Annotated in this window: 5 protein-coding genes; 4 read left to right on the forward strand and 1 reads right to left on the reverse strand. The window is 71.1% G+C overall.

What is annotated here, in order from left to right; genetic code table 11:
- The first annotated feature begins 18 nt into the window (after nt 1-18).
- The 3 genes from ABZZ79_RS39620 to ABZZ79_RS39630 all read left to right on the forward strand — a co-directional run bounded on the left by ABZZ79_RS39620 (nt 19) and on the right by ABZZ79_RS39630 (nt 1,599).
- On the forward strand, nt 19-228 hold the full coding sequence (locus ABZZ79_RS39620) for an acyl-CoA carboxylase epsilon subunit (RefSeq protein ID WP_356697533.1): 210 nt from the start codon (nt 19-21) through the stop codon (nt 226-228).
- Nucleotides 229-823: 595 nt separating this feature from the next.
- A complete protein-coding gene (locus ABZZ79_RS39625; protein WP_356697535.1) occupies nt 824-952 on the forward strand; it encodes a hypothetical protein in 129 nt (42 codons plus the stop codon).
- 38 nt (nt 953-990) lie between these two features.
- Nucleotides 991-1,599, forward strand: a complete 609-nt coding sequence (locus ABZZ79_RS39630) for a nucleoside triphosphate pyrophosphatase (protein WP_356697538.1) — start codon at nt 991-993, stop codon at nt 1,597-1,599.
- Nucleotides 1,600-1,611: 12 nt separating this feature from the next.
- Here ABZZ79_RS39630 and ABZZ79_RS39635 read toward each other — a convergent pair whose 3' ends face one another.
- Entirely contained in the window at nt 1,612-2,073 is a 462-nt protein-coding gene (locus ABZZ79_RS39635; protein WP_356697540.1) for a hypothetical protein, read from the reverse strand.
- Between the two features lie 380 nt (nt 2,074-2,453).
- Here ABZZ79_RS39635 and ABZZ79_RS39640 point away from each other — a divergent pair.
- Nucleotides 2,454-2,549 (forward strand): biotin carboxylase N-terminal domain-containing protein (locus ABZZ79_RS39640; protein WP_281179312.1); only part of this gene is annotated, 96 nt, incomplete at its 3' end.

A 2,549-nucleotide genomic window follows, 5' to 3' on the forward strand; every position in this document is an offset into this window, starting at 1 on the left:
CCTGTAGAAGGAGCCGCTGTGACCATCAAGGTCGTACGGGGCAACCCCACCCCCGAGGAGCTCGCCGCCGCCCTGGCGGTCGTCAGAGCCCGCGCCGCGGCGGCGGACGCCGCGGCGCCGGGCGCCCCGGCGCCCAGGGCTTCCTGGTCCGACCCGTCGAGGATCGCGGCCCGCCACGTCCCGCAGCCCAGCAGAACGGCGTGGGCCAGATCCTTCTGGCCGAGCTAGAGGCTGAGCCCGAAAGGCGAGCCCCCAAACCACACCCAGCCGCCCCCGTCCAAAGGGACGCGAGGAACCGCGCGCCCAACCCCCGACAACGACGGCCAGCAGCCCCCGCCCCAAAGGGGCGCGGGGAACTGCGCGCCCAGCCACACCCCGACGGCCAGCCGCCCACGTCCAAGGGGCGCGGGGAACTGCGCAACCAACCACCCCCGACGGTCAGCCGCCAACGACGCAGCAGAACCCCGCACAGCCAGCGGCCACACCCCAAAAGGGGCGCGGGGAACTGCGCGACCAACCACAGCCCGCGGTCAGCCGCCGACGCACGAGAACCCCGCCCAGCCAGCGGCCACGCCCCAAAGGGGCGCGGGGAACTGCGCGAACAACCACACCCGACGGCCAGCCGCCCACGACGCAGCAGAACCCCGCACAGCCAGCGGCCACACCCCAAAGGGGGCGCGGGGAACTGCGCGAACAACCACAGCCCGCGGCCAACCGCCCACGACGCGGCAGAACCCCGCGGGCAGGCGAAGTGAAACCCAGCCGAACAACTTGAGTACGAGTACTCAGGTGCCCTCCCCCAGCCCAGCCCCACGCTAGTGACATGCTGTGGTCCGACCCCGAGAACGAGCCGCCGGAAGAACTCCGCGAGATGCAGGAGATGCTGCGGCGGCTCGGCATCCTCATGGCGGTCGCCATGGTGCTGGCGATGATCGCGATCGGCCTGGGATGAGCCCGGCGGAACACGGACCCCGCCGATACGCTGACCGCATGACAGACACGCCCAGCCGCCGCCTCGTCCTCGCCTCGCAGAGCCCCGCCCGGCTCAACCTTCTGCGCCAGGCCGGCCTCGCCCCCGAGGTGATCGTCAGCGGCGTCGACGAGGACGCAGTCACCGCGCCGACCCCCGCCGAACTGGCCCTCGCCCTCGCCGAGGCCAAGGCCTCCGTCGTGGCGGCCCGGCCGGACGTGCAAGGCGCGCTGGTGATCGGCTGCGACTCGGTGCTGGAGCTCGACGGCCAGGCGCTCGGCAAGCCCGCCGACGCCGAGGAGGCCACGGCCCGCTGGAAGGCCATGCGCGGACGCGCGGGCATCCTCCAGACCGGCCACTGCGTGTGGGACACCGAGTCCGGCCGCTACGCCTCGGCGACCGCCTCCACCGTGGTCCGCTTCGGCGAGCCCACCGACGACGAGGTCGCCGCGTACGTCGCCTCGGGCGAGCCCCTCCACGTCGCGGGCGCCTTCACCCTGGACGGCCGCTCGGCCCCCTTCATCGACGGCATCGACGGCGACCACGGCAACGTCATCGGCATCAGCCTGCCCCTGGTCCGCCGCCTCCTGGGCCGCCTGGGCGTTTCCATCACCGAGCTGTGGACGTGACCTGCGACGCCCTCACGCCGTCGCGGGCCCGTTCGCGGGCGCCGGGTCGGCGGGCTGGGGCGCGGTGGGCTCCTCCTGCGTCTCGGGGCGGTCGTACGACACCAGCAGCAGCACTATCAGCGCCAGCACCACGATCATGAACGTGAAGGCGCCCGGCCCGACCAGACCCCATGTCACCGCCCCCAGCAGCCCGTGCACGACGGCCGCGCTGACCAGCGCGACACGCCCGAAGCCGGCGGGGGCGCGGTCGCGCAGGGCGACGAGCAGGGCCGAGTAGGCGCACAGCAGGAAGTACAGGCCGAAGACCACGCCGCCGATCTTCGAGGACAGGGACATCACGTCCGGGTCGAGGCCGCCCATGGACATGCGCTGGCGTTCGACGACATGCCCGAGGAACCAGTTGACCGCTGCGATGCCCAGCCCCTCGACGAGAAGCACGACCGCCAACAGCCACGCCACCGGTCTGCGCACCACGGGTCCCCACCCTCTTCCGAGCGTTCGAGTGCCGCCCGGTCGGCGGCGTTACCTCAAGTACGTTCGAGCCATCGCGAACGCTACTAACGGGTAAACCTCCGGACAAGGGTTCTGTGACAGGCAAAGAATCATTGGGCCATTCGTAGGGACTCGACAAAGAAACAGGGTGGGGCGCGGCACCCTCTCACAGAGACCTTGACCACAGGAGGGGGCTAGGGTTTTCCGGTGGAGTCCTGCGCCCCAGGGTGCGACAAGGGATTTCACGGGTCGAGCAAGCCTCGAATCACGCTCCGTGTGGGCAAGCTCACCATTGGGGACGGGTCGAACTGTCGTGTCGGCAGTCCCTAAACTCGGCTTGTTTCAAGGAGGGAGCCTCAATCGTGCGCAAGGTGCTCATCGCCAACCGTGGCGAAATCGCTGTCCGCGTGGCCCGTGCTTGCCGGGACGCCGGGATCGGCAGCGTGGCCGTGTACGCC

Source organism: Streptomyces sp. NPDC006458, from assembly GCF_040612135.1.
Lineage (GTDB): Bacteria > Actinomycetota > Actinomycetes > Streptomycetales > Streptomycetaceae > Streptomyces.

What these genes read in the sequence shown, in the direction of transcription:
- ABZZ79_RS39630 (WP_356697538.1), top strand. Translation starts at nt 991, where the DNA reads ATGACAGACACGCCCAGCCGCCGCCTCGTCCTCGCCTCGCAGAGCCCC.
- ABZZ79_RS39625 (WP_356697535.1), top strand. Translation starts at nt 824, where the DNA reads ATGCTGTGGTCCGACCCCGAGAACGAGCCGCCGGAAGAACTCCGCGAG.